The following is a 24477-nucleotide window of genomic DNA, read 5'->3' on the forward strand; positions in this document are numbered from 1 at the left end:
GCAAGCAGTCTGAAATTTCCCTCAAGTACAATCTACCGCGGCGCAACAAGCGATCACACCGGCTCAGCCAAACTCACCGGGCCCGTCAGGCGCGAAATGAAAATAGGCATGAACTACAACGCTCTTATTGGGGGCAATAAACGCGCCGGATGTCGCGAGAATTCGACTATGCAAGGAAAACTTGCCAAAACTAACGGGGATAGCGAAGCCTGCCTAAATTTGAAGTTGTTGTAACTTCTCAAATAGCGGTCCGATACCGAGCGTCATGTGCTGATTTGCTTGGCAACGCGCCGTAGTAAATCGGCCCTTCAAACCCCATATACTGATAGGCTACGTGCGAATTTTCGGGTCTGACCGACGCACCGAGGTCTCAGTGGAAAATCCGAAATCGATTGGGATCATGTCTTTCAATGACCTGGCTATTAGGTCTGCCGTCCTGCTGAACCGTCGAATAAGGAAACCGACAATCAGGGCGGCAAAGGCCGGTTCAGCCAATCTCGAAAAACCCCGAGAGTCGCGCCGGAACGGGCTGGCGAGCCCTACCTGGCCCTTAATCGAAAGGACCACCGCAATGGATGACCAATTCAGCAAGACCATCGCAGTTTTCGACTGGCCATTCACAGTGCCCGGTTTTGCAGAAACGCTCCCCGCCGGCGAGTATGAAATCGAGACCGAACTCGCCTCGCCTCCGGATCACCAAGACCCTGAAGCTTGGAAGGCCTCGGTTGTTGTCCACCTGCATCCACGCATTTCCCATCCGGGATTAACCCGGAGCCTAACCGTTTCATTAATTGATCTCGACAATGCCCGCGCGAAGGACAAGCTTTCAGGAAGAGAGCTGTCTGATGTTTTTCTGGAAGAAATGCTGGCAGACCCAATGGTGCAGCTTGTGATGCAGGCCGACGGGGTATCCGAGGCCCAATTGCGCCATCTTTACTCTGGATCGCGGACAACGCGGGAGAATATCGATCTCGTTGACCAAAGTCCCAAAGACGAGACCCCGCAAGTTTTTTCGCAGGACAGCTCTGAAATTCAGAACGCCGAAAATGAAGGGATGCCATGCCAACAGGCCACTTCGCTTGTACCTGAATGAAGTGGAAGAAGCGAATGCCTGAATCAACGATACGCGAGGAACTGATGCAAAAGAAGAAGGAATTCATCGTCTCGGAACCGCCAATGCGTGCGCTTGCAGATGCGCCCAAGGAACGGTTCTGCTTGCGCTGCAAATCCTCTTTCTGGAGTGAAGGTTTTGGCGAGCGCATCTGTTCCCGCTGCAAGGGCACCTCAGCTTGGCGCGCGGCTGTGCCGGAAGGCGTCGGTCAAGGTCGCCGCCGCTCTGGCGGCCGGTCGTGACAGATCCCTTGATTGTTTTTAGGGCTGCCTGGCGTCGTTGTCCGAGATAATGCGAAAGCCCCCTTCGTCCGCGGTGCTTACCTATCACAACGCACGGATCTCGCCCGCGCAGCGAATGGCCGGTTTGATGAAGCTGCGTTGCGGCGTGGCCTGACCCGATGAATGGCAGCTTTGGGCCGTCAAATGCACGAGTGGAACTTCGCTTCGCAAGCGATTTGCCTATCCCATGGAGGAGACTTTTTGATGAACTTCAATCACGTTTCCTTCTGGGTCGTGAAAGAACACTTGGTGCCACTCTTTCGAGAAAGCCGTTCCATAGTCTGAGTATGGAATGCCGCATTCATCGAGCTTTCTGAGAAAGGCATCAAGGTCATCGGTACGAAAGGCAATATGCCCTCGTTCAACCGGATTTATTGCATGCATGTTTTTGAACGCGACACCTAAGTCCCGTTCTGCAAGATGCATCTGCATGCTACCTTCGGTCGCAAATCTGATTTTGCCGTCATAGCCCATATCTTCGTTTGCTTCAGTGCGAGGGAAATTTTGTTGTGGGATATCAGCAAGACCAAGTACGCTTGTGTAAAAGTCGTGCATACGATCGACATCGTCGGCCACAAAGTTAATGTGATGAAATTCCAGCTTCATTGTCAGTCATCTGTTCAATGTTTTTCTTCTGCGGTTCTAACATCAAAGGCCGCAGCTTGGGATAGAAGAAGTTGAATTAGTTTCTCCGAATTACAGTTTTGCCCGCAATCCAGCTACTTCCCGTACCAGGTCATTGTTCTCGCAAAAGGCAGATCCTATATGCGCGGCGATGGGTTTTGGAGGCCAAGTCTGATGGTGCGTACGTTTGTTCTCATGGCCGTGATGACAGCTTTTGTGGGTGTCATCGGGCTCATGCTGGGCGGTGAGGTGGGCCTTGTCATCGCGCTCTGCCTCGCATTTGCGATGAACTTCTTCTCCTACTGGAATTCGGACAAAGCCGTTCTGCGTATGCATGGTGCGCGGCGTGTTGATGCGCGCTCGGCACCGGAGCTGTGGAAAATGACCGAAATGATGGCCCGGAAGGCCGGTATGCCCATGCCCGCGCTCTACATCATGGAGACCGAGCAGCCCAACGCCTTCGCCACCGGACGCAATCCGGAGAATGCCGCTGTTGCCGTCACGCGCGGCTTGTTGAGCAACATGAGCCGCGAAGAGATGGCTGCTGTTGTTGCTCATGAGCTGGCACATATCAAAAACCGCGACACGCTTACGATGACCATCACCGCAACCCTGGCCGGGGCAGTTTCGATGCTGGCGAATTTCGCGATCTTCTTTGGCGGCGGGCGCGACAGGCCTTTGGGTATTGTCGGTACTATTGCCATGATGATCCTTGCGCCCCTGGCTGCGGGCATGGTGCAGATGGCGATCAGCCGGGTGCGTGAGTATGAGGCAGATGCCGAGGGGGCCGCGATCTGCGGTAATCCTGATTGGTTGGCCTCGGCGCTCGCCCGATTGGGCCAGCTCTCTGGCCGGATCGACAATATTGCTGCCGAGCGTAACCCGGCCACGGCGCATATGTTCATCGTCAACCCGCTTCATATGCAGGCGGTGGATAGCCTTTTTGCCACGCACCCGCCGATAGACAAGCGCATCGCCAAGCTGCGGGCACTTGGTGGTGCCAAAGGGTTGAAAAGCAGCGCCCACCCTTCGAGAGGTGGCCCTTGGGGCTAGTTGAAACCGGCATGATAGATCATTAGTTTGCGCCGCGATTGCCAATAGGAGTTACGAGCCATGACAGAGACCCTTGAGAAAGAAACGTTTTCCTTCCAGACCGAAGTGGGCCAGCTCTTGGAGATCGTCGCGGGTTCGCTTTATTCCAACCGCGAGGTGTTTTTGCGAGAGCTCGTATCCAATGCATCCGACGCCTGTGACAAGCTGCGCTACGCTGCCCTGACCGACGCGTCGCTTGCCCCATCCGAGGATTTTGCGATCACGCTTGAGATTGATGCCAAGACCAAGGCGTTGTCGATTTCGGACAATGGTATCGGCATGAACCACGCTGATCTGCTTGAGACCCTTGGCACCATTGCCAAATCCGGCACCGGTGCTTTCATTGAAGCGCTCAAGGCTGACGACAAGGACAAGCCAGGCCTGATTGGCCAGTTTGGTGTGGGTTTTTATTCAGCGTTCATGGTGGCGTCTCGGGTCGATGTCGTGACCCGCAAGGCAGGCGAGAGCGAGGCCTGGCTTTGGTCTTCTGACGGCAAGGGCGAGTTCTCCATTGAGCCGACCGAGCGCGTGACCAACGGAACTACAGTGACGTTGCACCTCAAAAAAGACGCAAAGGAGTTTGCCGAAGAGGCCCGTATTCGGCACATCATCAAGACCTATTCCGAGCATATCAACTTCCCGGTTAAACTTGGAGAAGACACGCTCAATTCAGCCGAAGCACTCTGGACCCGCCCTGCGAAGGACATCTCGGAGGAGCAATACACCGAGTTCTACCGTCACTGCTCCCACGCCTTTGATGCGCCGTGGAACGTGATGCATAATAAGGTCGAAGGCACGCTCAACCACACCAGCCTGCTCTTTGTACCCAGCACCCAACCGTTCGACCTCTTTGAGCCCGAGCGCAAAAGCCATGTGAAGCTCTATGTCAATCGGGTCTTTATTTCCGAGACTACGAAGGATCTGATACCAGCGTATCTACGCTTTCTGCGCGGGGTTGTGGATAGCCAGGATCTGTCGCTCAACGTCTCGCGCGAGATGTTGCAAACCGATCCGCAGCTCGCCAAGATCAAGACTTCGATCACGAAGAAGGTTTTGAGTGAGCTGAAGAAAAAAGCCACCAAAGCACCTGATGAGTACGCAACATTCTGGGGCAATTTCGGTGCAGTGCTGAAGGAAGGCCTGGTCGAAGATGCCGCGCTCCGCGATCGGATCCTCGAGATTTGCCGCTTCGCCTCCACCGCTGTCGGCGACTTGACAAGCCTTGCAGATTACGTGGCTCGTATGAAAGAGGGACAAGAGGCGATCTTCTACATCGCGGGCGAAGATCCGGCCAAACTGGCCCAGTCTCCACATCTGGAGGGCTTCAAAGCCAAAGGGGTCGAGGTGCTGCTCCTGTCCGACCATGTGGATGAGTTCTGGTTGCAGCACATCACAGAATTCGACGGCAAGCCATTCAGGTCCATCACCCGCGGGACAACAGATCTCGACGAGATCAAGGCAGATGAAGCCCAACCGGAAGAAGACAAGCCCGAAGAAACTGATCTCTCTGCCCTGGTCGCTGCGTTTAAAGTCGAACTGGGCGAAGCGGTCAAAGACGTGCGCCCTTCGAAGCGTCTGACCGACAGCCCTGTTTGCCTCATAGCCGATGACGGGGACATGGATGTCAATCTGGAGCGCCTGTTAAAACGCCACGGGCAGTTGCTGCATGGCGCCCCGCGCGTTCTTGAGCTGAACCCCAGCCATGCGATCGTTACCAAACTGGCAGACCGTGCCACGCAAGAGAATGTGAACGATGACGACCTGCTGAAAGACGCTGCCCATCTATTGCTGGATCAAGCCCGCATCGTCGAAGGTGAAGCCCCCATCGACCCATCCGCATTCGCACAGCGTATGGGCTCGATTCTGGCGCGCGCCTTTGCCAAGTAGAGAGAGCATCCGGAAATGCAAATACAGTAGTCCTGCAGTATTGCCTTTGGCTAAAGGCGGATCTTTGCCCCGGGATCAGGTCACCTTTAACGCTGGTGGTCAAATCCCAGCTTCCGTCTTAGGGTCGCCAACGTCTCATCCAGAGGATTTCAACGTGGCAAGCTCAATCATTGAAGAAAATCTGACAATTGAGGGCAATCTCAACTCAAGTGCGGGAGGCATCGAGGTCAAAGGGCAAGTGGTTGGCGACGTTAGCGCTGAGACAATCACTGTTCAGATCGGTGGGTCGGTCGACGGTGCACTTTCGGCCAAGAAGATCATTATTGATGGCAAGCACCAGGGAAGCCTGAAATGTGACGATCTGAAGATTGCATCGACTTCACATGTTCAAGCTGATGTAGAGGCCAGGACTATGGCAACCGAAAGCGGTGCGAAGATTGTGGGCAAAGTCAACATTGCGGGTGGGCAGTAGGGCACGTCAACGACCAGTAGCATAGTTACACTTCTGACAAATGCGATTGCCTGGTTTCGAGTGAAACTTGAATGGCTCGATTGTCCAGGCTATCTGTCATTTTCGGTGGTCTGACAGGTCCAGCTCGTCCCACATCCAGCTGAAATCATAATCTGCGACAGGGGAGCCGGTCTGACGGGCGCTGCGGTTTTCGATTGTCTTTAGCCATTCAATCACTTGTTTCTTGTCTGCGGCGCTGCAACTGGCCTGGCGGGGAGTTTTGTCACCCAAGGCCGGTATCGGCTGGTCGAGCGAGTCACGGTAGTGTTGGTCGAGATACTCCTGGGCGAGCTGCCGGGCCAGGGCAGGGGGGATGTCCTCGTCTGCAGCGGGTCCGGTCTCTTGAGTGTCCTCTGCCATCATCTGCTCAACGGTCTGGATTGCTGTCAGCGGCGGCTTCACCAGATCACCCAGCAGCTCAAGGATATATGCTTCGCCACGTCTCGCGCGCGCGACTGAATCCACAGACAGCGTCAGCGCCCTGCCTTTCAGGGACAGAGATCCGAGGACAGCAGCGCCGGACACCGACTTGTCCAGGACCAGGCCGGTCGTGCGTCGCATGCCGCCGGCGTCGTCCAAAGCCAGCCATGTCCATTCTTTCTGACCCGAGGCCACGAGTTCAGCGGCCTGCAACAGTCGCTCTGAAACTCGGTTTTGTGTCACTCCGCTGGCGAGGGGAAAACGCAGATCATGAAAGACCAGATCGTCACCATCACTGTTGCGGATCTATGGTAGTTCCGGATCCAGCAGATTCGGCAGATGTGCAAAGAGCCAGGCATTGGCGAAGAGGGGCGCGGAGCGCCGTAGTTGATCCGGCGTCAGCCGCAACTGATCTGTCTCATTCAATTTCAGGACGGCCCGAAGCTCATCATCGAGCAACGCAACGGCGTTCGCGTCGAACGGAAGCAGGGCGCCCGAGATTATGTTGTGATCACCCTGCCTGACCACCCGAACAACGATGCGATCCCATTGCTGCACCATTTGTGTGGCGCTTTTTTCCCGAACGGTGACGGGGTCGGCGTCTGACAGCAGGTCCGTCAGCACCATGGATTTGCCTGGTTTGATGGTGCTGACCTCGTAGAGGCTGACGGGAGCGTCCCGCAACCCCGCGATATAAGCTCGGGTCTGGGCACTTTCCTTCGATCCATGCCGCTTCAGATAGGCATCGGCCGCGTTTTTATTGTTTGGTCCAAATGTTCGGCCCAGCAGATCCTCCAGCCTGCCGCCCCACAGGACCATTGGCCAGTTTTCGCCCAGCAGATCAGTCAGGTCTTCGAAGTCGAGATCAAATGTTTCGAGGGTCGGCAGGAAATGCTCTTCCAGAACGTCCGCAAGCCGCGCGTGACGAACCTTATGAGCCTGTCCAGATCATGTCCCATCAGCCGGTATCTTTCTTCATCGTTAATTGGACAGGGTCGATTTAGCGTAGGTTGCAGTCGTCAGCCAGAGGTCAAGCTTACGCCAGTCTAGATTGCCTTGCTGGTCGCGCTGTGAGATAGCTATTTTGTGGGCTTCTGTACAAATAGTTCCGTGAAGAGCGCTTCCGATCGGCGTAACCCGTCCTCGGTCAACACCACTGACTTCGCCTTACCTTTAGGGTCCAGGATCAGTTCTTTCTGGTACAGACGGTCAAGCGCGTCCCAGTCAAAACCTTTCCAGGCGCGGCATTCGTCATGCAACGTTAGCCAAAGCAACGCCAGAACCGCGTCATCCACCTTGTCTTCATCTATCGTCATGACCACAGCGGACGCGATCGGGGCCGGGTCCGTCAAGGCTTATTGCTGTCGATCCAGCGGGACATCAATGTGCGATCCCGAAAGCACTCGTCCGGAACAACGCTGCGCTTGATCCGTGCGATACGCTCTGCGAAAGCCACCTGTTTGGAACTCGGTCTGGTATCACGTATGCGTGGCGTTGCGCGCTGTGTATCAATCCACTGACTCAAAGCACGCCGGTCTTACTGGATTTCCCAGGGTAGAACTACGTTTTGTTGCGCCGCTATTTTATGTGCGTAAGCAAGTTGTTTGGCCGTGGCTGGCAGTGCGGTCTGTGTCTCTGAAATGGCAGTTTCGGACATCTGCTTCCCCCCTTGACGGTACAATAAATATAGAACAAAAGAGGATAAAAATCAAGTATGTAATAGAGCTAGATACTCTTAGCACTATATATAGTAGGCTTTTGGCTCTACTGGACAGAAAGCATTTCTCAACACTTAACGGCTGACAATTTCATACAAATGCGCAGCCATCGTAGGTCGCGTGACCACGGCCAGTTATTGTGTATCCAACACTTGTGGGCACGCGTCCCATTTTGGATACACCGAAATTCGAACGCTTCTGTCACTGGCGATAAGGACTGTGTTTTGCCAGCATTGCAAAAACGGTCATTGAAAGCGCTGTCGTTAAAGGCGGCAAAATCTGCTTAACAGTAACCAAGTCGACGTCAGGTTCCTTACAGGCTTGGAATCCTTTCCGAAGAACTGATCTCGCAAAGTCATTGGACAGAAAGACTATGTTAGCCGACAATCGGGCTATGGAGCTGTCAACGACCACACCTGTCCACCTGATCCACGTGGACCCGGACGTCAACATGGCACGGTTCTATGGAATTGAGTTGCAGCCAACGCTGTTTGGGGAAGTGTCCGTCCTGCGTACCTGGGGGCGAATTGGCACAAACGGACAAGCCATGATGGTAACTTATGATGACGAAGTCGAGGCTGCTGATGCACTCCATAACCTCGAAAAGCAAAAGCGCCGTCGAGGGTATGTTCCGGTCGGTGAGTGACTTCGTGTTGCAATCTGTTTCCCTGACAAATCCCGAGCCTGTCGTCTCGTGACCGGGCTCGAGGTTCCAGCCGACATATCGGCTTCCACCCAGAACACCCCAGCATGATCTCCCTGACGCAGTAGCCCCTGAACCGTCTCTTGCGCGCCGGGGCAGGGGCTTTGGGTCATGGTCGCTCCATGCCGTGATGATCTGCCCGTTCGGGTGATGATCCCTTTTGCGCTCCTGCAGGATCGAAGATCCTTTGGCTTCTTTGCCTATGTCAGGCGGGATTTGGACAAGCCAAACGCCACCCGACGTCAGGGGGAAGGCGCGGCCTCCCCCCTCGGACAAGACAAATAGACAAGACCGTGTCCTCGCGCGCTGCGCTGCGGGCCGCACCACTCTTGTCGATTTGTCCTGTCTCGCCCCTCTCCGCGTTCGCCACGGGGCAGGTTTTAGAGACGACGCCCTTTCAGGGCTCGGCTCAAAACCAGCACCAAAAGGAATCAGTCCCGGAGGTCGCACCACAAAGGAGAGACGGTTTTGAACAGTGAAGCAACAACAGACATCGAAAATGACACTAGCCTTCAAGCGGCTGAGATTGCGGCCCAGAATGACCTGTTTCGGAAAGCTCTGATCAATCCGAATGCGGCAATCGAGATGCACTCCAAAGGCATTCAGGGACAGGTTTTCGTGACGCCCGGCGTGTCCGGCGAAGGGATGGAATTTCAGACCGCAGCTTTGTCGGCGGTGGCATCTGATGACCGGTTTGACGAGGGCAATGACCCCTACGGCGATCACACTTTCGGAACAGTGATCGTCAGCGGCCAGAAGCTGTTCTGGAAAATTGACCTCTACGACGCGGATTACAAATACGGCTCCGACCGCCCGTTTGATCCCGCAGTGACGCGTCGCGTTCTGACCATCATGTGCCCCAGCGAATACTGATCCCAATCCCAAACCAGAAAGGAGGTGAACACCATGAGCAATGAAATCTTGCAGCAGCGTATCGCAGAAGCGTGGGCGCTAATCAGGAAGGGCGATGACTTCGACATCGGACGCCGCTTCCTGATCAAAAACGCAGCCGTTTAAGCGGCCACGCTCTACCCCATGAGGGGTAGGGCATCCTTAACACGAAGCGAAACACTCAAACAAGGATTTGCCCCATGAGCAAACTCGAAACATTCACCGCACCGGAGACCATCGAAACCATCGCCCTGTCCGATCTCTACCTGTCCAACCTGAACCCGCGTCAGGACGTTACCGAGGAGGGGATTGCCCTGCTGGCTGATAGTCTGGTCATGTGCGGTCTGATCCAGAACTTGAGCGGCTTGCGCGATGCGGATGGCAAAGTCGCCATCGTTGCCGGTGGCCGCCGCCTGCGGGCTCTGAATATCGCCGTGACTGAACGCCCCGATCTGGCACAGGTCCCCGTGAAAGTCACAGACAACCCGTTTGTGGCCGAACAATGGGCCAATGCGGAAAACACCGCCCGTGAGGAACTGGAACCGGTGGACGAGGTCCGTGCCTATGGTAAAATGGCGGAGAAATCTTTGTCTGTTGCCAAGATCAGCAATGCGTTTGGCGTGACCGAAGCCCATGTGCGCCGCCGCCTCGCATTGGCCGGTCTGCCCGCTGCCGTATTGGACGCGCTCAAAGCTGGTGAGATCAGCATGGGGCTGGCCAAGGCCATGACAGTCAGCACCGAGGAAGAGAAAATTCTGCAAGTGCTGGAACGAGCCAGGGACTGCCGGTGGTTCAGTGAGCATGATGTCAAACAGGCCCTGACGTCCGAGGCTGTTAGCAGCACCAACCGCAAGGCCGTGTTTGTGGGGCAGGAGGCCTATGTTGAAGCGGGTGGCACGGTCACCGCCGATCTCTTTGCCGATGAGACCCTGTTCAATGACGGCGCGCTACTGGATCACCTGTTTGCTGAGAAACTGGCGGCAGAAGCAGAGAAGCTGCGCGAAGCGGATGGCTGGGACTGGGTGGAGACCCATGATGAAAGTTATATTCCCTATGGGTTCTCGGGAAGTGAAGGCATGCACCGTCTGGATATGGTGAACCGGGACTTCACCGAAGAACAGGCCGAACGGTATGACGAAGTTGCGGAACTTCATGAAGGTGAAGCTCTGGACGAGGCTGGCGAAAAGGAGCTGGCCGCGCTCGAGGACTATGCTGCGCCGTTCTATTCTGACGATCAGCGCAAGCTGTCCGGCGTATTCCTCTATGTCAGCAACACTGGCGAGATCAAAACAACATCGGCCTATGTCGCGGCAGAACATATGCAGGCTGCCATTGAGGCGGGTGTACTGGCCCCGGTCAAAGAGCCGGAGATCAAAGAAGCACCTAAACCGGCCTATTCGCAGAAGTTCATCGATGACATGGTGGCGATCCGGCTGGCGGCGGTTCAAACGGCCCTGCTGGACAAGCCTGACTATGTGTTGAGCCTGTTTGCCTTCTCCACCACCCCGGCTTCCGGTCTGACCAGCAATCTGTTTGGGTTTGGCTATGGTGGCGCTGAACGGAACACACCTGAGATCGATGACCAGTTCATCCTCGACCCGCGCCTCGGCGGGGAGCGGGATGAGGCCGCAGACGCAGCCTATGACCAATTCCAGGAGATGGCCGCAAAAGGCAGCGTCGAGGCGTTCAAGGCGTTTCGCGAACTGGGCAAGAAGACCCGCAATGGAGAGATCACAGGTTTTCTGGCCCGGCGGTTCCTGACCCAGCGCGCAGAGTTCATGGCAGAGATCGAGGGTGAAATCGAAGCGAACATGCGCGCGATCTGGACGCCCTCGGCTGAGAACTGCTTCAAACGGCTGAAAGGCTGGCAGCTGGATGATCTCTACAAACACCTGCTGGACCTGCATGTCGACACCGACATGTTCAAAGCCTTCACGAAATCCAAGAAAGGCGCGAAGAACGAAGCGATGCACAAGCTGTTCAATGACAATGAACATCAGGCTGCACTGGGCGTGACCGAGGCACAGAAAGCCCGGATCGATGCTTGGGTGCCGGAGTGCTTCTGAAACAATCGGGTGGGGCGCTTAGCGCCCTACCTTTCAGCGGTGTTGTTCTCTTTTAATTCAATGCTTTACGTTTTCTTCACTTGAAAGGATGTAGCTTGTAGGCTACATTTGGGTATGATAGAAATTCGCAAGACTGCCCTGTTTGATAAATGGCTCAAGGGATTGAAGGACCAAAGAGCGAAAGCCAGGATATTGGTTCGCATCACGCGGTTGAGCCTGGGCAATCCCGGTGACGTGAAGCCGGTTGGTGAAGGTGTCAGTGAACTGCGTATTTCTGAGGGTAAGGGGTATCGCGTTTACTACGTGTCGCGCGGTGACGTTTTGATAATTTTGCTCTGCGGGGGAGACAAGTCATCCCAGCAAGCGGACATCAAAACCGCCAAAGCGATGGCAAAAGAGTTGGAGTGAAAAACATGGGTGTCAAAACAACGAAGTTTGAAGCGGCTGACTATCTGGACAGCCCCGAAGCCATTCAAGCCTATCTTGAAGCGGCTTTTGAAACCAGTGACACGGCCCTGATCGCATCAGCTCTTGGCGATGTTGCTAAGGCCAAAGGTATGTCGAGCGTAGCCGACAAATCCGGCCTGTCTCGGGAAAGTCTCTATCGTGCGCTTAGCGAAAACGGCAATCCGGAATTTGGCACCATCCTCAAAGTGCTGAGTGCTGTGGGTGTTACGCTCACCCCGAAAATGCACGTGAGTTAACCGTTTTAGAAGGCAACCCACCATGTCTACCGATGTAGCTCCTTCAACAGCCGAAAAGACCATTCGCCGCGTTTGGAAATCCGCGCAGATGTTTGTCGGGTTTCATACGGATCAGAAGGGCAAGCCGCGCACGCAGCCAAGGCTCTGGCCGCCCAAGAACGGAAGCGCATCGATCCATAACGACCCGACCGCGCAGGAAGCGATTGTTGTTGTCAAATCCGCTGAAGCAGAGACCGCGCAGGACGTGCAAATAAAATTGCACCCTAACCGGATCGTGGTGCGCCGCGATGCGGAAATGTGGTGGCAGGGTGTGGCTGTGGATGAGCATTCCGTGACGGTGCGAATGGCTGACAACACGCTCATCGAAATCCGGCATGACGGGTCAGTGAAACGCCGCTCAGAAGAAGACGAAACCCATGTGGAAGCCGATGGCAGCATCTTCAAGTTCACCGAGTTTGCCGAGGCGCATATGACAGGTGACGGGGTGGAAATGACCCGGCGCACCGAGGATCGCATTGCCACCATTACAGCGGACGGTGTTGTCGATCGCGCGCGCAAGCGGTAGCCTGTTCTCAATACCTCTAGAGTTCCCTGAGGTTAAACTTGTGGCCCGCTTCGGTGGGCCTCTTTCTTGGGTGCGAGACTGTTGGTAGAGGCTTGCCGAGGCCGCCTCATTTTCCTCCAAAGGTCGTCTCAAACCCATATTGACTGTTGTCGCCAACCTCGAGAATGTCGTGCGTTCCCATTAGCGCATCTGCCTCAGCGCACATAGGTTGGAGCCGACCCAAATCCAGAAGGAAACGCAAACAACATGACGGACGACTGGAATGACTATGCCGATGGTTGGGACGACAATAGCGACGTCAGATATTACGCCGGTTGCGCATTTACTTCGCTCGACGAGCACCTGGATCTTAGCGGGAAGACTTGGCGATCAAAGCGTGTGCTCGACTTTGGATGCGGCACCGGATTGCTGGCGGAAAAAATTGCGCCGCATGTGGCGGAAGTTGTCGCGGTTGATACCTCGGAGAATATGATTGCGGTCCTGAAGGCAAAGAACCTGCCCAATGTCAGGGCCGTTCACGGAGATATGCTAGCAGGAAATGTTCAGGGCTTGGAGACTGGGTTCTCAGGATTCGATTTGATCTGCGCCTCTTCCGTTTGTGCCTTTCTTCAGGATTACACTGGAGCCGTGGCAGTGCTGGCGGGATTGCTCAACAAGGGTGGGCAGTTCGTACAGTGGGATTGGCAGGCGTCAGATGATGGCGGCTTTGGATTGACGACCCATCAAATGAAAACCGCGCTGGAGGCGGCACGATTTGGCTCAATTCGGGTCGAACAGGTATTCGAGATTAATTCTGATGCGCAGACAATGCCTGTTTTGATGGGAGCGGGCATTTGCATTCCGGAATGAATTTGAGCGTGGATGCGGGAGCATCCCGTGCGTTCGCTTAGCTGGCCATTGATATGGCTCGGGCAGCAAAGTTCAACTTAGAGATTTAGCACCGGTTATTGGTCAGACTCCGCCATTTCAAATTGAGTCCGCCTGTTAACCTGATCCGCGCAAGCGCGGTCCAGGGCCGGACCGTCTGGTCTTTGGCCTTCGCCAGTTGGAAAGGGCGACTTTTGCCACCGGTGATCCTCCCACCTTTGCCACGCGGGTCATTCTGACCCAGAAAGGCCACACCCGCACCCGGAACTGAACACTGCGCCTGTGTCGGACCATGGTGATGATGCCGCCGCTCACCACTTCGCATTGTTCAGATGACCCGCGCGCAGCGATCCCAGAGCGTCCTTCCTTTCACTTGGCCTGACAGTTTCAACCTCGTTGCCGGAGAAGATTCTCGGCTGCCGTGTTTCTGAAGAGATGAACATAAGCGGGAAGTCGGGGAAGACGCGTGGTGCCCGGGCCGGGCACCGCGCTTCAACAAGGAATTTCCCCTGCGCCTGCGGCGCATTCCGCGCGGATCAAATTCCCTGCTGACATCCCCTTGATGCCCGCTTTTCCCATGTTCATCGAAACACGCCAAAGCGAGGATCAAACAATGGCAACTCAAACTCTGAAACTGAACGTGAAGACCGGCGAAAAAGAAGGCAAGACTTTCTGGGATCGCTGCGGGGTTCTCTTCGTCAATACCGATGAGACCGGCAACATCACCTCGATCCAGGTCCGGCACAGCATGTTCCCCGGTGTCGAGATGGTGGCCTTCCCGAAGCGGGTCGATGACGAGCCGGTCACCGAGTGACGAGAGGGCAGGGCGGCGCAAGCCGCCCTTTCCATTGCTCCGGCCATAGCCCGGACCACATATGCGCCACACGTGGCGCGCGGCCCAACGGCCGGGCAGGGACACCGTCCCACCACAACTCAGTTATGCTCAGCCCTGCCACACCCGCCGCGGTAGCGGCGGGAAACTGAGCGCGCTGAGGCGCGCAAAAAATGCCATAATGAACTTGAATGTGCCGGTATGTGACGGGCGCCGTTCGGGCAGCCCATGCGGTGCATGATTGCCCTGCGCCAGTCCACCGGCACCCACGCCTGCTGGCTGGAAAAGGGGCGGGACCCTTTTCCCGGCGTGGAGATTGCCTCCAAGAGCAAAACTGTTCCGAGGGCAATTTGAGAAAATGCGGATTTCTAAAATCACCCCCGGTTTCCTCTTGGAGTGTATGACAGGATAAGGTAGTTGTGTTACAAACTCAAAATACAACCAGAGGTATGCATTGAGTAAGCCCACCGATACCACTGTCTTTTCCGTGCGTTTGCCTTTGGATGCGCTGGAGCGTTTGGAAGCGGCTGTGACCGCGCTTGGTGCCAAGAGCCGCAATCAGATCATCCAGCGACTGATCCATCGGTTGATCGGCTATCTCGATCCTGACCCCGCTGTTGTGGATCTTTGGCAGAAGCACTTGCGGCAGGTTCAAGGCGGATACACCAACCTCAATCAGCTTGCGAAATCGGCCAAGCGCGGCACGGTGATCTGGACGGATGACGACCGCCGGGACGTCGAAAATCTCCATCGTGCGATCATTCAGCACCGGCAAGACCTGAAGGCGATGATCACAGCGGCCCGCCGAAACCGTGAGCCTGAATCCGCCATTCGCCGGATCTTGCGCGACGACGATTGGACACCAGAAGAATGAACGCTGCGACCCGCGATCTGACAGCAGGGGACTTCCTGGAGCTTGCCTTCCGCGAGGCTCAGAAGGGTGTCGATAGTTCCAAGCGCCTCAGTCAGCAGCTGCAGGTCGCCAAGCGCATGAAGTTCATGATCTCGCGGGCCTCATCCATCAAGGCGCGGCTTGGTGCCGTGGTTGGAAAGCCCGAGGCAGTTGTGAAACACGTCCGCAAAGGCGGGGTGAAAAACGCGCATGAGCTCCGCCGCCAGATCAACTATCTGACCGTCAGGGCAGAGGGCGTGTTGGACATCCGAGACAATGGCGTGACCCCGCTCGATGCGGATCAGGTCAGTGATTTGATCGAGACCTGGGCCGAGGATTTCAACGGGAAAATCAACTACGGTTACACCCGTCACATGATCGTTTCTTTTCCCGAAGGCACCTATCCGGACGCCGCTCATGAGGCCGGTTTGGAGTTCGCTGATCGTCTGTTTGGGAGCGGTGATTTTGGCGATACCTGGGACTACCTGACAGTGTTCCACAACGACACTGACAACCCCCATGTCCACATCGTTGTGAACAACCGAGGCGTCGAACATGGGCAGTGGTTGGCTATGGGTATGAGCAGCGAAATGAACATCGACGTTCAGCGCTCACTCCAGGTCGAAGTTGCCGAAGAATACGGAATTGAGCTGACCGCAACAACCCGCCTTGAGCGCGGATTACGGCAGGAAGTTGAGACGGACACGTGGAAAGTTCAAGCCGGAATGTCGGTTGTTGAAAGCACTCCGGAAGTCGAAGCTACGGCCCGCGACATGGCCGCTGATGTGATGACTCTATCCATCGCAAGAATGTCGGATCTGTTTGATGCGCGCGCCAACGCCGTCAAAGACCGGATCGAAGAGTTTGCCATCCAACTCGTTGAACGTGAGGAACCTATGGTCTCGAGAGTGGAACATCTGCTGGATCAAGCCCATCATTTCGATGATTACGACGAGCCGGGAGACCCGTCTTATGTGTCCCCCGAAATCATGAGCAACTTGCGGCGACATATCGAATTAGGCGGTTCTGAGGAAACAATAGCGCCCGAGCTGAAGGCTCAGGTTGTTGCCCATATCAGCGACGTTCGGGATAACGAACAGAGCCATCCGTATCTGTCTGCCCTTGCTGATATTGTCGATGACAAGGCGTTCCAGGCGTCCGCTGATTATGCCCCGGCAGCACGCCGATACGAGGTCTATATGCAGGACACCTTGGGCGAGGGGGCCTATGAGGACTTCCAGACTCAGACCAAAGATTTGTTGCAATCCATCGACAAGATGGAAGGGCTTGCCCGTGAGGTTGACGACCCTCATCTGCGCGTTGCAATGGATATTCAAATTGGCGAGTTGAATGGCGATGTCGCAGATCTGCGCACCAACGATCCGGACCTTCAAGCCTTCATCATCGAGGACCGCCGCTATTCAACGATGGTGGGAATGGGCACCGCCGAAATGGATGTCTTGGAGTATCAAGAGGCCGACAAGTGGGCCGCGATCCGTAACGAACTCACCGAAACGGCCAGCAGCTATGGCCTCGATGGTGAGGCGTTTGTTGCCCGCTTTGGCGACCATCACAACGTCACTTTGGGCACAACGATGGGTTGGCGCAACGACGACATTTCGACCGCAGCTGCCCACTTCAAGGCTCAAGGATTGTCGGACAGCCACGACCGAGCAGAGGCCGTTGTTGACGAGCTGCACCAGCTTGCTTCTTCCAGGATCATCGCAATCTCAGAAGAACTCTCAGAGGTTCACGCCCATGCAACGCACCCACTCTTGCAAGGGCGCGGCAACGATGACGGACACAGCTTATAAGGACTTCACCCGGTCTGCCTGATGCGCGCGCCAACGCCCTGGGCAGAACCATCACAGAGTTATCCATCAACTCGCAAAGGAAAAACTATGGTTTCGCGTACAGACTATCTTTTGAACGAAGTCGAACACTTCGCACCCTATTCCAAATTTGATCAATCCGCCCCGCGTGAAGATCGCGTTTCAGAACAGATCGACATCATCAAGAAAGAGCAGCAAGCGATGGATGATCGTGCCGCCATCGCTTCAAAGAGCTTCGACATCGAGGACCAGGCCAACCGCCGTGTTGACGAACACACCGCCCAAGCTGATCTGGTCGGAGAGTTGAAAATCGAGTTGGAGACTGCGGAGAGGTTAGGGGAGCCGGTAGATCTGAACGATATGCAGGCTTTGGTTTCTCAGCACATGAACGATGGTCAGGAATACGACCTGTATCACCCTTACTATTCGTCCCTTGCGGATCTGTCCGGCGACAAAGGTTTTCAGGATTCCGACGACTACCAGTCGCCCGGTGATCGCTTTGTTCAGTATATGCAATCCGCTCTGGGTCAGGCCGGTTTCGAGAACTACGAAGAACAGACCAAAGACATCGTAAACTCCATCGAGAATATGGAAGCTCTTGCACGAGAGGTCGAAGATCCGCATCTGCGCGCCGCTATGGACGTCCAGATCGGAGAGCTGAAGGGCGATGTTGCCGAGCTACGCCCACACGACACCGACCTGCAGGCGTACACTGTTGCAGACGACAGTTACACTACTTCCATGAATGCGGCCGAGTTGGATAACCTGGACCCGTCCGAGGCCGAAAAATGGCTGGCTGTGCGTGATGACATTGTGGCGACCGCCAACAGCTTCGGTCTCGACGGAAACAAGTTCCTGGCCCGCTACAACAATCATGACAGCGTTTCAGTCGGCACAGCGGCGACTTGGAAAGACGCGGACATTTCCACCGCTGCTGCCCACTTCAACAGCCAAGGCGTTCCGGATAGCTACGAGCGCGCCGAGGCCGTTGTTGGTGAGCTGCACCAAGTTTCATCCAGCAAGATTGCCGCTGTGGTGCAGGAGATTGCCCATACCCGCGAACAGGTGATGCACACCCACGAAAATGATGGGCACAGCCTCTAGGACTCCTTGGATAAACGGGGAGGTGTACCGCTTCGAGAGGTCGGCCGACATACGAACGTAATTCACATTCAGAGCTGATAATTGCTGTAGGATCGCGGTGAGGTTTCAAGCGCGCGTATTCATCCCACCTTTTTTAAATGAGGGTTGGTTAACCTCGATGAAATGATGCACATGGGCTTGATACCAAGCGACTCCGGAAATACTGATTTTACCGGCGAATACGACGCCACATCGAGAAGATTAGACACCTAGAGCATCACTAAAATGGCCTTTACCGTTGAAGATTACCTACGCGACGACTACCGAGAGCTGAAACAAATCAATCCTGATTTTGAGAGAGAGTTCGCGGAAAACCGCATGTGTTGGTTTTCCGAAAGTTGTGTGAACAAAGTGGCGATTCTTGCTGCCCTAAAAGAATACTTCGAATATGACGAACTGGATATGGGGCATCCCCCTCCGTTCGCCGAATATGTCGTGTACGATCACAGCCATTTCTTTGCGACAGATCCGATCTTCAGAGAAATTGCGCAGGCGCGCTACGATGAATGGGACCGTCGCACTACAGAGGAATACGGGGCTTGAGCGCGCTCGCTTTTATTGATGAGTCCGGAGATCCTGGCTTCAAGTTGGACAAGGGTTCATCCCAAGTCTTTGTCCTCTGTGTAGTTGTGTTCAAGGATGCGGCAGCGTCGAAGCCTGTAGGGGATGAAATCGCCGCTCTGATGGGCACAGAACGTGTAAAGCCCGAGTGGAAGTTCTCAAAGACGCGTGACGTCTCGCGCGACGCTTTCTTTGAAGCTGCTGCGGCCTGGGACTTCCAATGTCGGTCTGTCGTAGTACAGAAAGAAGAGATTATCTCTCACCATCTGCGAACAAAACCACGACGGTTCTACAACTACTTTACAAAAATGATGTTTGAGAAGGACGGCGGTTTGCTCAAAGGTGCAAAGGTCGTACTTGACGGTTCAGGTGACAGACGGTTCCGAAAGGAACTTGTCGGGTACATGAGACGCGAGCTTCCAAAAGGCTCCATCAAGAAATTTGACTTCAGAGATTCACGAAAGGATCCGTTGGTTCAGCTGGCAGATATGTGCGCCGGTGCCATAGCACGCTCCTATTCGGACAAACGGCGAGACGGTGCCAGATGGCGCACAATGCTAGAGCGGTCTGGGTGCGTCAGCGATGTGTGGGAATTCAAGTAAGGGTGCGCTCTGCTGACCTATCCATGTGAACCCATGGAACGCACACCATACGGAGACAGTTCGGTACAGCAGGGCGACTTCACAACTCGTATATAAGCTGCGGCCCATACGATTTCCACAAAAAAAGGGGCATATTGCCCCTTTTTTTCGACAACCCTACAGGGTTCAACGAGCCCTGACCGGATGAGGTGGGTGGCTCCTGCTCCACCGGCATCGAATGTGCCAAAGTGCAGTTATCAACGACTGCTAGGAAAGGAGCCACCCAATGACAGTAAAGACCGTAGGCCTAGATCTGGCCAAGGACGTTTTTCAAGTTCACGGCATTTCGGAGAACGGCCGCGTTATCTTCAACAAGGCGATCAAACGCGCAAAACTGATTGCGTTTTTTGAGACGCTGCCACCGTGCACGGTTGGCATGGAAGCCTGCGGTTCATCCCATCATTGGGGCCGTCAGCTGCGCAAGTTTGGTCATGACGTCAGGCTTATGCCAGCAAACTATGTGAAGCCTTATGTCAAACGCGGAAAGACAGATGCGGTAGACGCGGAGGCAATTTGCGAAGCCGTCAGGCGCCCGACAATGCGCTTTGTCGAGATCAAGACCGAGGATCAACAGGCTATTCTATCGATCCACCGCACGCGGGATCTGGCAGTCCGGCAGCGCACCCAGCTGGCGAATATGATCCGCAGCCTGTTGCGCGAGTTTGGGCATATCTTGCCTATCGGGATCGAAGCGGTGACGGCCTTTGCGAAGCGCCACCTTGACGGTGATCACCCGGACATGCCCGAGATCGCGAACGGAATGCTTGGTATCCAGTGCTATCAGTTTATCGGTTTGAACGAGCGCATCGAAGGCTACTCAAAGATGATCGAACAACATGCTCTGATAAATGCTGATGCGCGCAGATTGATGCGCATGCCAGGAATTGGGCCAATAACGGCATCGGCCATTGTCACGACGATCGGGGACGCAAAACAATTCCGCACCGGGCGCGATCTAGCGGCTTGGCTGGGGCTGACCCCGCTCAACAAATCCAGTGGCGGCAAAGAGCGATTGGGCAAGATCACAAAAGCTGGCGACCGCTACATTCGCAAGCTGCTGGTCGTGGGCATGACGTCTCGCGCCGTGATGGCGAAACGTTCGCCAGAGAAGGTTGATCTGTGGACAGCCAAGATCATTGCCGACAAACCATTCCGGCTGGCAACAGTCGCGATGGCAAACAAGGCAGCGCGTTCCATCTGGGCGATGCTCACAAAGAAACAGGAATATAGGCAGCCGGCGTTCTAACCGCGCTGACTGCATCCGAGATGCAAGACGTTGAAATGATGATGCGGAATTAAGTCAACCAAGAGCAAGGGCACTCCGAGAATGGCTGCGGCCCTCTTCAGAGGCCGATAACCCGATTGGAACCTCGCTCGCGGAATTCATCAGGGCCAGTGGAGGCAATGCCAAAACATAGACAGGCCGGACAGACGACAGTACTGACGAAAAGACCGCGAATATCACCAGAAAACACTTGCAATGCAGGAGCCACCCACAGAGGTCATTGGGGTCGCCTGTGAGCAAAGACAGGTGAGCGGGACAAAACGGTCAGTCAGGTTGAAGGTAAGTGAATATTCTCAGGACTTTGCCCTTGGCTGGACGTAACGAACGAAGAGGCTGTTGCCCTGTCTCTTCGTTTCGAAGCCTTTGATCGCAGCTACAAGATCGCTCAGTTTTCCCTTTCCGTAGGTCCGAGCATCAAAATCTGGACGTGCAGCGACTACTGACTGGCCAAGTTGCCCAAGATGAAACCACTCATCATCTTGTTGGATACGAGCCATAGCATCCAAGAGTAACTTTGCAGCTTTTTGGGGCTGCTCCTTTGCAGAAGCCAGTTTCTTGGCTTCGCCTTCGTCTGCTACAAGGTTTTCAATAAAAATGAACCGGTTGCACACGTTCCGAAGTGGCTCCGGAGTTTTTTTCTCTCCGATGCCAATCACCATTAAGCCATCCTCTCTGAGACGATTGGCTAAACTGGTGAAATCACTGTCGGAAGAAACCAAGACAAACCCGTCGAACCGACCTCCATGTAGGATGTCCATCGCATCTATCACAAGACCAATATCGGATGCGTTCTTACCCGACGTATTGGCGGTCTGCTGGTGTGCAACAAGACCCAGCGATAGGATTACCTCGGACCAACCTTTCAGCCGACTACTGGTCCAATCGCCATAAACTCGTCTAAGCGCGGGTTCGCCTATTGAAGCGACCTCCTTGAGAATTGCTTCCGCAAATTTGGCTGGTACGTTGTCGGCATCAATCAGCGTCGCCAATAACGGTTGAGCACGTTCGGTCATCTGGTTGGCACCATGTTTTGTCTACTCTTGTCTTAACTTGTCGCTACTTATCGAACTGCCGACACGAAAACCAGAACACTCACAAAAACAGAGACCTGGAGTTTACTTAGCGGTCAGCGATAGGCTCGCAGCGGACGTTCGGTAGTTTCAGCCCGATGTCTGCTTTGCGGACAAAGCGGACGATGTCCGCACACAAGATTTGCATCAATAACATGGCCAATTGACTTCAGAAGACAGGTTTTAGCCTGTCTAACATCCAGCGCATGTCAGGTGGCAAGACCGGTGGTTTTGTCGTCATCATTGGGGCTTGTGATAGCTGCTGGGCCGCTTGCAAGCATGCCTGGGCTTGTTCATGAAGTTGCATCTCAGTCAGCGCCATCGCGCGGAGTTTTAGGTGGCCAGCTTCATTTGGGCGCATGTCATAGGCGGCAGAGGCATCCTCAACACTGCCTTCGAAATTTCCGCCGCAATACCTTGCAATGCCACGCATGAACAGCCGATATGGTTGCAGTGGATCCTGCTCGCCACGCTCTACGAGACGCGAAAATGCAGCATCAGCCCCCGCAAATTCAGACCTACGAAGCAAAATCTGACCTTCAAGTTCATGGTTTTCCAAATACGCGGGATTAAGTTGCCGTCCTCGTTTAAGATCAGCGAGCGCTCCTGAAGGTGCTGTCAGACCAATTCGAACCAGTCTCTGTTTACCCCTAAATGCCGGAACTTATGCTGAACAAAGTTGGCGCCACTCGGAGAGAGCAGCGGCGCGGTTGAGCTTGAAATTGTCTCTGCTGTAGAGGGCGCGTTCCTGATTGAAATGGTTGTGGACGGATGAATGAACTGCGGCGAACTTCTGCAAACATCGCATTTGCCTGAAGCGGAGCATCGCACGTTCTCTTCGTCGAAATGGCAGATGGGAATTCTCGGCCCGATTGTTCAGCCAGCGGCAGGTCTCTTGCCGACTACCGTTCCCGACAATTCTCATCGCCGCGCCATAAGACCGCAGTTTGTCCGTCACGATGGATTCAGGTTGACCGTAGCGTTTCATTGATTTTCTGAGGAATTTCAACGCAGCTTTGCGGTCACGGCGCTTGGTCACATAACTTTCCAGCACCTCGCCTTCGTGATCCACAGCCCGCCATAGGTAGTGCGTCTCGCCATTGATCTTCACGAAGACCTCGTCCAGATGCCACTGCCAGTTCGAATAAGATCGCATCCGATTGACCCTGTTTCTGCGGATCTCTGCCGCGAATATCGGGCCAAATCTGTTCCACCAAAAACGCACAGTTTCGTGGCTGATCTCGATGCCGCGCTCGTGCAAAAGATCTTCAACATTGCGAAGCGAAAGCGGAAACCGAACATACATCATGACGGCCAGACGGATGATCTCGGGGCTCGTCTTGAAGTAGCGAAAAGGGCTGCGTCTTGTCATCCTGCGACGCTAAGTGCTCGCCCTACCCGCCTCAATAAGTTTCTTCTGACAGTGCCGGAAAGTGCGTTGTTTGATGCGGTACAGGTTTGTGGTGTGTTCAACTTGGTGAACCGCCTCGTTGAGGGGACAGGTATTAGCAAAGTTGCTCGGGACCCTGAAACGATTGATGTGGAAACCGTCGCAAAGTTGACCAGTACGTCATTCTATACTGACTTTGGCAGGGCCAATGGGCTCGATGTGTGACCAAATGGGTCGGCTTAGGGCTCAAACCGGTCATCTGACGGTTTCAATAGGTCATCGGGTCGGGTCAGACGGCATCAAGGTCAGCAACGCGGACAAAGCCGACCTTGCAGAAAAGTGAGGGAATCCTTGAAAAAGCTTCCTTCCGCTGGAATGGTTTCTCCGACAGAATTTTCTGAGGAATTTAGAATGCCTTTTCCCAAACTTGCGGCGGTTTCGTCGATTTTTCTCACTATAGCCAGTTCGCAAGCGCTCTCCCAGGATGGGGGACCAATACTGTTCACAAACGTCAACGTGTTTGATGGTGTGAATGAGGAAATGATTACAAATGCCAATGTCATTGTAACCGACAATCTGATCACAGATGTGTCCTCAGAACCCCTCGCCGTCGCCAATGGTATCGTCATCGATGGCGGCGGGCGCACGTTGATGCCGGGCCTGATCGACGTACACTGGCACACGCTTTATTGTTGCAATCCGCAGAGTGTGGTTGTGACCGGCGATATTCTTGAGGTCGCGGTGCGGGGTGCCATCGGGTCCGAAGGCACGTTAATGCGCGGCTTTACAACGGTGCGCGACGTTGGCGGCAATTCATTTGCCATAAAACGGATGATTGACGCAGGCGAGATCGAAGGCCCCCGTATCCTGCCGTCCGGCCCACCCGTGACACAAACCGGCGGCCACTTTGACTATCGCCCCTACCAAGCGGTTCCGACGAACGGCGCGGATTCGCAATGGTACTGGTACAGCGTTGGTTTGATGGCGCAGGCTGATGGTGTTCCGGAAGTGGTCAAACGCGCGCGTGAGATCATGCGCATGGGCGCGACCCAGCTTAAGATTTCCACCGGCGGCGGGGTGTCATCTACCTATGACCCTCTGGATGTACGCCAATACACCAAGGCCGAAATCGAGGCATTCGTAGAGGTGGCTGACACCTACAACACCTATGTTGCATCTCATGTCTTCACGGACGAGGCAGTGGAGATAGCCGTTGCCGCTGGCGTTAAGTCCATCGAGCATGGCTTCTTGATGAGCCGCGAAACGATGGAACTGATGCGCGACAACGACGTGTGGTTGTCAGTGCAGCCTCTTCTGGATGACGAGGATGGCTTTTCTTTCGACGACCCTGTTAGCCAGCAGAAATGGATCGACGTCACCAACGGTACAGA

At 54.8% G+C, this 24477-nt stretch carries 27 protein-coding genes and 1 pseudogene; 20 read left to right on the forward strand and 8 right to left on the reverse strand.

The annotated features are described in order from the left end of the window. Positions 1–571 precede the first annotated feature (571 nt). Together AC2FIB_RS19955 and AC2FIB_RS19960 are read left to right on the forward strand one after the other, a co-directional pair. Positions 572–1093, forward strand: a complete 522-nt coding sequence (locus tag AC2FIB_RS19955) for a hypothetical protein (RefSeq protein WP_496720973.1) — start codon at positions 572–574, stop codon at positions 1091–1093. A gap of 14 nt (positions 1094–1107) precedes the next feature. Further along, positions 1108–1353, forward strand: coding sequence for a hypothetical protein (locus AC2FIB_RS19960; RefSeq protein WP_496707561.1), 246 nt, complete (start codon positions 1108–1110; stop codon positions 1351–1353). 219 nt (positions 1354–1572) lie between these two features. On the opposite strand, the gene AC2FIB_RS19965 is transcribed toward AC2FIB_RS19960, so the two are convergent. Beyond that, a complete protein-coding gene (locus tag AC2FIB_RS19965; RefSeq protein WP_496707563.1) occupies positions 1573–1998 on the reverse strand; it encodes a VOC family protein in 426 nt (141 codons plus the stop codon). Between the two features lie 192 nt (positions 1999–2190). On the opposite strand from AC2FIB_RS19965, the gene htpX reads away from it, so the two are divergent. From htpX to AC2FIB_RS19980, 3 genes are all read left to right on the forward strand, one after another. Next, the gene (htpX, locus tag AC2FIB_RS19970) at positions 2191–3069 is read left to right on the forward strand and encodes a zinc metalloprotease HtpX (protein WP_496707565.1); all 879 of its coding nucleotides are present in this window, start codon (positions 2191–2193) and stop codon (positions 3067–3069) included. Positions 3070–3129: 60 nt separating this feature from the next. Further along, positions 3130–4995, forward strand: coding sequence for a molecular chaperone HtpG (gene htpG, locus AC2FIB_RS19975; RefSeq protein WP_496842659.1), 1866 nt, complete (start codon positions 3130–3132; stop codon positions 4993–4995). Between the two features lie 154 nt (positions 4996–5149). Next, positions 5150–5467 (forward strand): bactofilin family protein, encoded by a 318-nt coding sequence (locus AC2FIB_RS19980; protein WP_496707569.1) that lies wholly within the window; start codon positions 5150–5152, stop codon positions 5465–5467. Positions 5468–5563: 96 nt separating this feature from the next. Here AC2FIB_RS19980 and AC2FIB_RS19985 read toward each other — a convergent pair whose 3' ends face one another. The 4 genes and pseudogenes from AC2FIB_RS19985 to AC2FIB_RS20000 all read right to left on the reverse strand — a co-directional run bounded on the left by AC2FIB_RS19985 (position 5564) and on the right by AC2FIB_RS20000 (position 7568). Further along, positions 5564–6139: a hypothetical protein gene (locus tag AC2FIB_RS19985; protein WP_496842660.1), complete on the reverse strand. Its 576-nt coding sequence runs from the start codon at positions 6137–6139 to the stop codon at positions 5564–5566. Positions 6140–6232: 93 nt separating this feature from the next. Continuing rightward, positions 6233–6745 (reverse strand): DUF7986 domain-containing protein, encoded by a 513-nt coding sequence (locus AC2FIB_RS19990; protein ID WP_496707573.1) that lies wholly within the window; start codon positions 6743–6745, stop codon positions 6233–6235. A gap of 260 nt (positions 6746–7005) precedes the next feature. Continuing rightward, positions 7006–7278: a DUF6429 family protein gene (locus AC2FIB_RS19995; RefSeq protein ID WP_496707575.1), complete on the reverse strand. Its 273-nt coding sequence runs from the start codon at positions 7276–7278 to the stop codon at positions 7006–7008. Beyond that, positions 7275–7568 (reverse strand): annotated as a pseudogene (locus AC2FIB_RS20000) (hypothetical protein). The gene AC2FIB_RS19995 and the pseudogene AC2FIB_RS20000 overlap by 4 nt, the downstream one beginning before the upstream one ends. A gap of 449 nt (positions 7569–8017) precedes the next feature. Between AC2FIB_RS20000 and AC2FIB_RS20005 the strand changes: the two are divergent. The 14 genes from AC2FIB_RS20005 (at position 8018) to AC2FIB_RS20070 (ending at position 20587) form a co-directional block, all read left to right on the forward strand. Further along, positions 8018–8290, forward strand: coding sequence for a WGR domain-containing protein (locus tag AC2FIB_RS20005; RefSeq protein WP_496707576.1), 273 nt, complete (start codon positions 8018–8020; stop codon positions 8288–8290). A gap of 525 nt (positions 8291–8815) precedes the next feature. Further along, positions 8816–9220, forward strand: coding sequence for a DUF3768 domain-containing protein (locus AC2FIB_RS20010; protein WP_496737254.1), 405 nt, complete (start codon positions 8816–8818; stop codon positions 9218–9220). A gap of 218 nt (positions 9221–9438) precedes the next feature. After that, positions 9439–11304, forward strand: coding sequence for a ParB/RepB/Spo0J family partition protein (locus AC2FIB_RS20015; protein ID WP_496707580.1), 1866 nt, complete (start codon positions 9439–9441; stop codon positions 11302–11304). 114 nt (positions 11305–11418) lie between these two features. Next, positions 11419–11712, forward strand: coding sequence for a type II toxin-antitoxin system RelE/ParE family toxin (locus AC2FIB_RS20020; RefSeq protein WP_496707582.1), 294 nt, complete (start codon positions 11419–11421; stop codon positions 11710–11712). A 5-nt stretch (positions 11713–11717) separates the two neighbouring features. Beyond that, a complete protein-coding gene (locus tag AC2FIB_RS20025) occupies positions 11718–12008 on the forward strand; it encodes an addiction module antidote protein (protein ID WP_170766490.1) in 291 nt (96 codons plus the stop codon). Positions 12009–12030: 22 nt separating this feature from the next. Beyond that, complete coding sequence (locus AC2FIB_RS20030) at positions 12031–12573, forward strand: hypothetical protein (RefSeq protein WP_496707584.1); 543 nt, start codon at positions 12031–12033, stop codon at positions 12571–12573. 246 nt (positions 12574–12819) lie between these two features. After that, positions 12820–13422: a class I SAM-dependent DNA methyltransferase gene (locus tag AC2FIB_RS20035; RefSeq protein WP_496737256.1), complete on the forward strand. Its 603-nt coding sequence runs from the start codon at positions 12820–12822 to the stop codon at positions 13420–13422. A 631-nt stretch (positions 13423–14053) separates the two neighbouring features. Then, positions 14054–14254: a hypothetical protein gene (locus AC2FIB_RS20040; protein WP_496707588.1), complete on the forward strand. Its 201-nt coding sequence runs from the start codon at positions 14054–14056 to the stop codon at positions 14252–14254. 472 nt (positions 14255–14726) lie between these two features. Next, positions 14727–15146 carry a ribbon-helix-helix protein, CopG family gene (locus AC2FIB_RS20045; RefSeq protein WP_298856089.1) on the forward strand — a complete coding sequence of 140 codons (420 nt, stop codon included), beginning with the start codon at positions 14727–14729 and terminating at the stop codon, positions 15144–15146. Next, positions 15143–16978 (forward strand): relaxase/mobilization nuclease domain-containing protein, encoded by a 1836-nt coding sequence (locus tag AC2FIB_RS20050; protein ID WP_496737258.1) that lies wholly within the window; start codon positions 15143–15145, stop codon positions 16976–16978. The genes AC2FIB_RS20045 and AC2FIB_RS20050 overlap by 4 nt, the downstream gene beginning before the upstream one ends. Positions 16979–17065: 87 nt before the next feature. Continuing rightward, the gene (locus tag AC2FIB_RS20055) at positions 17066–18100 is read left to right on the forward strand and encodes a hypothetical protein (RefSeq protein ID WP_496737259.1); all 1035 of its coding nucleotides are present in this window, start codon (positions 17066–17068) and stop codon (positions 18098–18100) included. A gap of 264 nt (positions 18101–18364) precedes the next feature. Then, positions 18365–18682: a hypothetical protein gene (locus tag AC2FIB_RS20060; protein WP_282170903.1), complete on the forward strand. Its 318-nt coding sequence runs from the start codon at positions 18365–18367 to the stop codon at positions 18680–18682. Further along, the gene (locus AC2FIB_RS20065) at positions 18679–19302 is read left to right on the forward strand and encodes a DUF3800 domain-containing protein (protein ID WP_496685312.1); all 624 of its coding nucleotides are present in this window, start codon (positions 18679–18681) and stop codon (positions 19300–19302) included. Before AC2FIB_RS20060 ends, AC2FIB_RS20065 begins: the two co-directional genes overlap by 4 nt. Before the next feature lie 265 nt (positions 19303–19567). Beyond that, on the forward strand, positions 19568–20587 hold the full coding sequence (locus AC2FIB_RS20070; protein WP_282170905.1) for an IS110 family RNA-guided transposase: 1020 nt from the start codon (positions 19568–19570) through the stop codon (positions 20585–20587). A 332-nt stretch (positions 20588–20919) separates the two neighbouring features. Here AC2FIB_RS20070 and AC2FIB_RS20075 read toward each other — a convergent pair whose 3' ends face one another. The 3 genes from AC2FIB_RS20075 to AC2FIB_RS20085 form a co-directional block, all read right to left on the reverse strand. Continuing rightward, positions 20920–21639: an NYN domain-containing protein gene (locus tag AC2FIB_RS20075; protein ID WP_282170906.1), complete on the reverse strand. Its 720-nt coding sequence runs from the start codon at positions 21637–21639 to the stop codon at positions 20920–20922. A gap of 226 nt (positions 21640–21865) precedes the next feature. Beyond that, positions 21866–22255 carry a hypothetical protein gene (locus AC2FIB_RS20080; protein ID WP_496842663.1) on the reverse strand — a complete coding sequence of 130 codons (390 nt, stop codon included), beginning with the start codon at positions 22253–22255 and terminating at the stop codon, positions 21866–21868. A gap of 105 nt (positions 22256–22360) precedes the next feature. Then, a complete protein-coding gene (locus AC2FIB_RS20085; RefSeq protein WP_496842664.1) occupies positions 22361–23068 on the reverse strand; it encodes an IS6 family transposase in 708 nt (235 codons plus the stop codon). Positions 23069–23497: 429 nt separating this feature from the next. Between AC2FIB_RS20085 and AC2FIB_RS20090 the strand changes: the two genes are divergently transcribed. Then, positions 23498–24477: metal-dependent hydrolase family protein (locus AC2FIB_RS20090; RefSeq protein ID WP_496842665.1), on the forward strand; the 980-nt coding region annotated here is incomplete at its 3' end.

This window comes from Ruegeria sp. YTSA072 (assembly GCF_059610285.1).

Bases quoted from the DNA above. Each gene is read 5' to 3' on its own strand.
- AC2FIB_RS20035 (WP_496737256.1), top strand. From the start codon at position 12,820: ATGACGGACGACTGGAATGACTATGCCGATGGTTGGGACGACAATAGC.
- AC2FIB_RS20070 (WP_282170905.1), top strand. From the start codon at position 19,568: ATGACAGTAAAGACCGTAGGCCTAGATCTGGCCAAGGACGTTTTTCAA.
- AC2FIB_RS19965 (WP_496707563.1), bottom strand. From the start codon at position 1,998: ATGAAGCTGGAATTTCATCACATTAACTTTGTGGCCGACGATGTCGAT.
- AC2FIB_RS20040 (WP_496707588.1), top strand. From the start codon at position 14,054: ATGGCAACTCAAACTCTGAAACTGAACGTGAAGACCGGCGAAAAAGAA.
- AC2FIB_RS20020 (WP_496707582.1), top strand. From the start codon at position 11,419: ATGATAGAAATTCGCAAGACTGCCCTGTTTGATAAATGGCTCAAGGGA.
- AC2FIB_RS20030 (WP_496707584.1), top strand. From the start codon at position 12,031: ATGTCTACCGATGTAGCTCCTTCAACAGCCGAAAAGACCATTCGCCGC.
- AC2FIB_RS20025 (WP_170766490.1), top strand. From the start codon at position 11,718: ATGGGTGTCAAAACAACGAAGTTTGAAGCGGCTGACTATCTGGACAGC.
- htpX (WP_496707565.1), top strand. From the start codon at position 2,191: ATGGTGCGTACGTTTGTTCTCATGGCCGTGATGACAGCTTTTGTGGGT.
- AC2FIB_RS20055 (WP_496737259.1), top strand. From the start codon at position 17,066: ATGGTTTCGCGTACAGACTATCTTTTGAACGAAGTCGAACACTTCGCA.
- AC2FIB_RS19960 (WP_496707561.1), top strand. From the start codon at position 1,108: ATGCCTGAATCAACGATACGCGAGGAACTGATGCAAAAGAAGAAGGAA.
- AC2FIB_RS19990 (WP_496707573.1), bottom strand. From the start codon at position 6,745: ATGGTCCTGTGGGGCGGCAGGCTGGAGGATCTGCTGGGCCGAACATTT.
- AC2FIB_RS20050 (WP_496737258.1), top strand. From the start codon at position 15,143: ATGAACGCTGCGACCCGCGATCTGACAGCAGGGGACTTCCTGGAGCTT.
- AC2FIB_RS20060 (WP_282170903.1), top strand. From the start codon at position 18,365: ATGGCCTTTACCGTTGAAGATTACCTACGCGACGACTACCGAGAGCTG.
- AC2FIB_RS20005 (WP_496707576.1), top strand. From the start codon at position 8,018: ATGTTAGCCGACAATCGGGCTATGGAGCTGTCAACGACCACACCTGTC.
- htpG (WP_496842659.1), top strand. From the start codon at position 3,130: ATGACAGAGACCCTTGAGAAAGAAACGTTTTCCTTCCAGACCGAAGTG.
- AC2FIB_RS20075 (WP_282170906.1), bottom strand. From the start codon at position 21,639: ATGACCGAACGTGCTCAACCGTTATTGGCGACGCTGATTGATGCCGAC.
- AC2FIB_RS20085 (WP_496842664.1), bottom strand. From the start codon at position 23,068: ATGACAAGACGCAGCCCTTTTCGCTACTTCAAGACGAGCCCCGAGATC.
- AC2FIB_RS19955 (WP_496720973.1), top strand. From the start codon at position 572: ATGGATGACCAATTCAGCAAGACCATCGCAGTTTTCGACTGGCCATTC.
- AC2FIB_RS20015 (WP_496707580.1), top strand. From the start codon at position 9,439: ATGAGCAAACTCGAAACATTCACCGCACCGGAGACCATCGAAACCATC.